Consider the following 6,811-nt stretch of genomic DNA (forward strand, 5'->3'; position numbering starts at 1 on the left):
CAGTCGAAGATGGAGGGCGGTTTCGCCAGCGCTCCCCGATGCATTCTCGAGGCAACCGGAAGCGGAACCTGGCCTTTGCGAGGTTCGCGTCCTGCCGCAACCCGCTGTGGCGTCCCGGACGGACTTTTGGGGAAGAAGGCCGGCGCCGCTTGGGAGGAGTGAAGCGCCGGCCAAGCGGATAATTAGGTCCGCCGCACAGCTAAGGCTAGCTGAGTCTTTCCCCTGCGTCATCGGGGGATTATCTTTGTTAAAAGCGTACCGAGGCGCACTGCCCTATCGGTCGCCGGTCCGTCACAAGCTTGTCCTGGCCAGCATCCCGGCAATCTCCTTCATCTTCCCGCCTCGCCGCCCAGTCGTTGCCTGACCAGGGCGACATGGAAATTCGTGCCGAACAACAGCCCGTCATCGTTGAAGTCGTAGCTGGAATTGTGCAGCGGCGCCGAGCCCTCGCCATTGCCGAGGAAGACGAAGCAGCCCGGCACATGGTCGAGGAAGCGGGCGAAATCCTCGGAGGCGGTCATCGGCTCGCGAGCGACGGCGATGTTGCCGGGTTCGAAGACGTGCCTTGCGGCGGCAAATGCGGCATCGACCAGTTCGGCATCGTTGCGCAGCGGCACGAACTCCCTGCTGTAATTGACCTCGGCCGCGACATTGTAGGCGGCAGCGGTGCCCTGCGTAATGATGCGCATCTGCCGCTCGATCTCGGCGCTGACCTCGGGGCGGAAGCTGCGCGCATCGCCGAGGATGCGGGCAAGGCCGGGCAGAGCGTTGCGGGTGCCGTCGGTGATCAGCTCGGTCACCGAAACCACCGACATGTCGGCCGGGCTCAGCCGGCGCGAGACGATGGTCTGCAGATTGGTGACCAGCGCGCAGGCTGCGACCAGCGTCTCATTGCCCGCATGCGGCCGCGCGGCATGGCCGCCGAGCCCTTTGAGCACGATCTCGAAGATATCCTCGGCCGACATTATGGGGCCGGCACGGGTCTCGAAATGCCCGATCGGCAAGCCGGGCATGTTGTGCAGGCCGAAGATCTCGTCGAAGGGAAAGCGCTGCATCAGCCCATCGTCGAGCATGGCGAGTGCGCCCCTGCCCCATTCCTCGGCCGGCTGAAAGACGAAGCGCACGGTGCCGTCGAAACCGCCCTCACCTGCCAGCAGCTTTGCCGCGCCGAGCAGCATGGTGGTGTGGCCGTCATGGCCGCAGGCATGCATGATGCCAGGATTGCCGGATCGGTAGGATGCGTCCGATTGCTCTGATATGCGCAGTGCATCCATGTCGGCCCTGAGCGCAATCGCCCGGTTGCCGCTGCCACGCTTCAGCGTGCCGACGACGCCGGTGCCGCCGACGCCTTCGGTGACATCATCGAGGCCGAACTCACGCAATTTAGCGGCGACGAAGGCTGCGGTACGCTTCTCCTCGAAACCGAATTCGGGATGCGCGTGCAGATCGCGCCGCCAGAAAATCATTTCCTGCTTCAGCGCATCGCGATCGAGTTCAGACATTTTCCGCCCCTTCTGACCTAGTTTGCCAGTTGCGCGGCCACATCAAGCAGGATGTTGGCGCCGGCAACAAGCTCGGCGTCACCTGGTGTGTTCGCGCGGACTGTGGCTGATGCCGCCAACGCTCGGCACGAAGATCATGGCCGCCGGTGCGATGCGCGCCAGCATCTGTGCATCGTGGCCGGCGCCGGACGTCATGCGCCGGACGCCGAGGCCACGGTTCTTCGCGGCGGCCTCGATCAGCTCGACGATGCGAAGGTCGAAGATCACCGGCTCGAAGCGGGCCAGTTGCTCGACCGAAACCGTCAGGTTTTCGGTGGTGGCAAGCTGCTCGAGATAGGCGGCAAGCGCCGCCTCCTCCGCCTGGAGGCGCTGTTCGTCGGGGTCGCGCAGATCGATGGTGAAGACGGCGCGCGAGGGAATGACGTTGATGGCATTCGGCTCGAAGCGGATCGTGCCGACGGTGGCGACGGTCGGCGCGTTCGAGACTTTGGCCCGGTCGAGCAGGAAGGTGATGGTCCGGGCGGCGGCGTGGCCGGCATCGTTGCGCATCAACATCGGCGTGGTGCCGGCATGATTGGCGACGCCGTCTATGGTGATGCGCTGCCAGGAGATGCCCTGCAGATTCTCCACCGCGCCGATCGGCAAACCTTCGCGTTCCAGCACCGGCCCCTGTTCGATGTGCAGTTCGAGATAGGCGTGCGGCTTGAGGAAGCCGGGCTCCCGGTCGCCGGCATAGCCGATGCGGGCGAGTTCCTGCCCCAGCACGCTGCCGTCCGTGCCGACGGCCGCCAGCACCGTTTCGGCATCGATGCCGCCGGCGTGGACCAGCGAGCCCATCATGTCGGGCGTGTAGCGTACGCCCTCCTCATTGGTGAAAGCGGCGACCACGATCGGGCGCGACGGCGAAAAGCCTGTCGCCTTGAGCGTCTCGATCACTTCCAGCCCGGCAAGCACCCCGTAGCAGCCGTCATAGATGCCGGCATCTATGACGGTGTCGATATGCGAGCCGATGAGCAGCGGCGCCTGCTCCCTGTTGTCCGGGCTTTGCCAGATGCCGAATATGTTGCCGACCCGGTCGATGGCGACATCGAGCCCGGCCTGCCGCAGCCAGCCGACGAAGAGATCGCGGCCCTGCCTGTCGGTGTCTGAGGCGGCCAGCCGGATCAGCCTGTCCTCGCCGTCGCGACCGACGGCACCGAGTTCGCGGATACGGCCAAGCAGGCGCTGTGCATCGATGGCGATCATGCCGTTGCCTCGGCTTTCATCTTGCCTTCCAGCACATCGGCCGGGCTCATGCCGACCAGCTCGGCATAGCGATGCGGGTCGGTGGCACCTTCGGTGTTGATCACCAGCACCCGCGATTTGCCGTCCAGTCCAAGCTCGGTCGGGTTGTCAGCCATCGCCCGGATCAGCCCGGCAAGACCAACACCGCCGCTTTCGCCGGCGACGATCACCGGATCCCCGCCGGCCGGCCGGGCCAACCGCCGCATCACCGTGATGGCGTCGGTCTCATCCACCGTCATGAAGGCATCGGCGGCGCGCGCCAGCACCCGCCAGGCTACCGGGGAGGCCTCGTAGCATTCAAGCATGGCCATCACCGTCGGCCGGCCATGCGCGACCTTGACCGGGTGCCCGGCCTGGGCGGCTGCAAAAACACAGGCTGCACGCGCCGGCTCGACCACGATGAAGGTCGGCCTGGCGTCACCGAGCACGATGGCGAGATGACCGGCCAGCGCGGCGGCAATGCCACCGACACCAGCCTGCACAAAGACGTGGGTTGGTGTCCGAGGGAGCTGACGCAGCGCTTCGCGCACGATCGCCGTGTAGCCCTGCATGACCAGGCCAGGAATCCGTTCATAGCCCGACCATGAGGTGTCGGACACGACGGTCCAGCCCTTCTCGGCCGAAACCTGGGCGGCCTGCCTGACCGAATCATCATAGTTGCCGTCGACGCGGATCATCTCGGCACCATAGCGGGCGATCGCCGCTATGCGCTCCTCGCTGACGCCGGCGTGGACGAAGATCGCCGCCCGCGCGCCGACGAGTTGCGCGCCTTGCGCAACGGAGCGGCCATGATTGCCGTCGGTCGCACAGGCAAATGTCATCGCCGCGGCGACGGCACACACGTCGGGCCGATCGAGATCGGCAACATCGACGGGCCGGCCAAGCCGGTTGCCTGCCTCCTCCAGCACCAGGCGGAAGACGGCATAAGCGCCGCCCAGAGCCTTGAAGCTGCCGAGGCCGAGGCGAAAGCCTTCATCCTTGATATGGATAGCGCTAATTCCGAGTTCGCTGGCAAACGCCGGAAGCGCATGCAGCGGCGTTTTCAGGTGATTGTCGCGACGGGAAAGAAAACGCTCGACCGTGTCAGCGCCGGCCACGCCGAGGATTTCGGCATCGGCCGGATCGAGTGGCAGGCGATGCAGACTATTGCGGTTGAGCAGGAACACTGGCGGGCCTCCTTGGCGTTCGGCGAGAATATATTGCAGGACCGGTGCAAAGGGCGCTGTAATATGGCCTCCCAAATGCAAGTTTGTTTCGCCGAGGACCTCTCCATTGCCTGTATCGCCACCCATTCTCGACAGTTTCGATCTCGCCATCCTTGCTATCCTGCAGCGCGACAACACGACGCCGCAGCGGCTGATCGGCGAGGCGGTGAACCTGTCGGCACCGGCGGTGCAGCGCCGCATCAAGCGCATGGAGCAGACCGGCGTCATCGCCGGCAATGTCGCGGTCGTCGAGCCGGCAGCGGTCGGCCAGCCGATCACCATCTTCGTCGAGGTGGAACTCGAGAGCGAACGTGCCGAACTGATCGACGCGGCCAAGCGGCAATTCTCGGCAACCCCCGAGGTTCAGCAATGCTACTATGTCACCGGCGAGGCCGATTTCATCCTGGTCATCACCGTGGCCGACATGGCCGCCTATGAGGCGCTGACGCGAAAACTGTTCTTCGACAGCAACAATGTCCGCAAGTTCCGAACTTTTGTTGCGATGGACCGGGTCAAGGTCGGGTTGACGGTGCCATTGCCCGGCTAGCGTCAGGCGGCCGAAAAATCCTGCACGGTCTGATCTGGCGCGAGACGAGCGGAGTTCTCGCCGACCTCAGCCTGCCGCGCGCAGCCAGACCTTGTTGTCGTGGAAGGCAGCACCGCCATAGGGCGCCGGCGCATCGGCGCCGGTCAGAACGTTGATGCCTTCGCCGCGCTCATGGGCGCTGTTTGGCCAGATGCCTTCGGCGATGACGACGCCGCGCTTGATCCCGTCAAACAGCTTTGCATGCAGCACGACTTCGCCGCGCGTGTTGCCGACCTCGACGCGATCGCCGTCGGCCAACCCAAGGGCTGCGGCATCGTCGGGATGCAGAAGCAGTTCCGGGCGGCCCTCCCTGGCCTTCGACACCGGCGTTTCCGAAAAGGTCGAGTTGAGAAAATTGCGCGCCGGCGACGTCGTCAGCCGGAACGGATGCGCTTCGTCGGCGACCTCGATCAAGTCGACATGGTCGGGAAATTCCGGCAGAAGCGCCACCGGGCCGAACAGGCCCATGCTTTTCGGCGGCCGGTTGGGCGCCGCCTGCCCGGTCCAGTCGGCGCGGAAGCGGAATTTTCCATCCGCGTGGCCAAATCCATTGATGAAGTGTGCTGCCTCGAAATCCGGCTGCAGGTCGATCCACTTGTCTTCCTTCAAGCTGTCGAAGCTGCCCAGCCCGCGCTTGCCCAGGATGATGTCGATATGCTGCTGCTCGGTGAGGCCGAAGCCCGGACGATCGGCGACGCCAAGGCGTTTTGCCAATTCCTCGATGACGAAATGGTTGGTGCGCGGTCCTTCCGGCGGCTCGATCAGCTTGGGGCCGAGCGTGATGTGCTGATTGCCGCCGCCCTTGTAGACGTCGTCGTGCTCGAGGAACATCGTCGCCGGCAGCACGACATCGGCAAGCTTGGCCGTGTCGGTCATGAACTGCTCATGCACGCAAGAGAACAGGTCGTCGCGCATAAAACCCTGTTTCACCAGCCGCTGTTCCGGCGCGACATTTACCGGGTTGGTGTTCTGGATCAGCATCGCCGTCACCGGCGGGCCGCCATAAAGCGCGTCGCTGGCTCCGGTCAGCACCGGGCCGATGCGCGAATGGTCGAGATGGCGGATCGAGGGATCGCGCATCCTGGTGCCTTCCAGAACTTCCTGGTTGAGCTTGAAGATGCCGGAGTTGGAATGGAAGGCGCCGCCGCCCTCATATTGCCAGCTGCCGGTGACAGCCGCGATGCAGGACGCTGCATGCATGTTGACGGCGCCATTGCGCTGGCGCGCGAAGCCGTAGCCGAGGCGGAAATAGGTCTTTTTAGTCGTGCCGACGAGGCGGGCGAAGGCCTCGGTCTCGGCGACCGTCAAGCCGGTGATCCCGGCCGCCCAGTCCGGCGTGCGCGTCTCGAGATGCGCTTCCAGCCCTTTCGGGTCGTCCGTGTACTTTTCGAGATAGGCGCGGTCGGCCATGCCTTCCCTGAACAGCACATGCATGACCGCGCAGGCCAGCGCGCCATCGGTGCCCGGCTTCAGCACCAGGCCGAGATCGGCCTGCTTCATCGTCGCATTCTCATAGACGTCGATGACGACGATCTTCGCGCCGCGCTCCTTGCGCGCCTTGATGGCGTGCGTCATGACGTTGACCTGCGTCACCACAGCATTGGTGCCCCAGATCACCACGCAATCGGATTTCGCCATCTCGCGCGGGTCCGGCCCGCGCAAGGCGCCGGCGCCCATCATCCAGCCGGTCCAGGCGAGATTGGTGCAGATCGAACCGAAAAAGCCGGAGTATTTCTTGGCGTGGCGCAGCCGGTCGATGCCGTCGCGCTGCACCAGCCCCATCGTGCCGGCATAATAATAGGGCCAGACCGTCTCCGAGCCGTATTTCTCCTCGGCCGCAATGAATTTTTCGGCGACGAGGTCGAGCGCCGCCTCCCAGCTTGCTTCTTTCCAGGCGCCGTCGCCCTTGGAACCGGCGCGGATCAGCGGCTTCAGCAAACGGTCGGGATGATGGACGCGGTCGGCATAGCGGGCAACCTTGGCGCAGACGACACCGGCCGTGTAGCTGTTGGACTTGGCGCCATGGACGCGGCCGATGCGGTTGCCGTCAAGCAACTCGACCTCGAGCGCGCAGGTCGAGGGGCAATCATGCGGACAGGCCGAATGGCCGATGCGAAGCTTGGCGTGTTGGTTCATGGGGCGAGGTTAACCGGTTCCGGACGCGGCGTGTAGGGCCAGATCTTACCCTCCCCTTGATGGGGAGGGTCGGCGTGTAACGCCGGGGTGGGGTGTGG

Annotated in this window: 4 protein-coding genes and 1 pseudogene; 1 reads left to right on the forward strand and 4 read right to left on the reverse strand. The window is 64.8% G+C overall.

Annotated elements, in window-relative coordinates; translation table 11 throughout:
* Positions 1–329 precede the first annotated feature (329 nt).
* From EOB59_RS18610 to EOB59_RS18620, 3 genes and pseudogenes are all read right to left on the reverse strand, one after another.
* On the reverse strand, positions 330–1,502 hold the full coding sequence (locus EOB59_RS18610) for a M20 aminoacylase family protein (RefSeq protein WP_128288951.1): 1,173 nt from the start codon (positions 1,500–1,502) through the stop codon (positions 330–332).
* Between the two features lie 17 nt (positions 1,503–1,519).
* Positions 1,520–2,747: pseudogene (locus EOB59_RS18615) on the reverse strand (Zn-dependent hydrolase).
* Entirely contained in the window at positions 2,744–3,952 is a 1,209-nt protein-coding gene (locus tag EOB59_RS18620; protein ID WP_127810833.1) for a diaminopropionate ammonia-lyase, read from the reverse strand. Before EOB59_RS18620 ends, EOB59_RS18615 begins: the two are co-directional and overlap by 4 nt.
* Before the next feature lie 106 nt (positions 3,953–4,058).
* On the opposite strand from EOB59_RS18620, the gene EOB59_RS18625 reads away from it, so the two are divergent.
* Positions 4,059–4,538, forward strand: coding sequence for an Lrp/AsnC family transcriptional regulator (locus EOB59_RS18625; RefSeq protein WP_127397344.1), 480 nt, complete (start codon positions 4,059–4,061; stop codon positions 4,536–4,538).
* A 66-nt stretch (positions 4,539–4,604) separates the two neighbouring features.
* Here EOB59_RS18625 and EOB59_RS18630 read toward each other — a convergent pair whose 3' ends face one another.
* Positions 4,605–6,713, reverse strand: coding sequence for a molybdopterin oxidoreductase family protein (locus tag EOB59_RS18630; protein ID WP_128288952.1), 2,109 nt, complete (start codon positions 6,711–6,713; stop codon positions 4,605–4,607).
* Positions 6,714–6,811 lie beyond the last annotated feature (98 nt).

The organism is Mesorhizobium sp. M7A.F.Ca.MR.176.00.0.0 (genome assembly GCF_004023165.1).
Lineage (GTDB): Bacteria > Pseudomonadota > Alphaproteobacteria > Rhizobiales > Rhizobiaceae > Mesorhizobium.

Bases quoted from the DNA above. Each gene is read 5' to 3' on its own strand.
- EOB59_RS18610 (WP_128288951.1), bottom strand. From the start codon at position 1,502: ATGTCTGAACTCGATCGCGATGCGCTGAAGCAGGAAATGATTTTCTGG.
- EOB59_RS18630 (WP_128288952.1), bottom strand. From the start codon at position 6,713: ATGAACCAACACGCCAAGCTTCGCATCGGCCATTCGGCCTGTCCGCAT.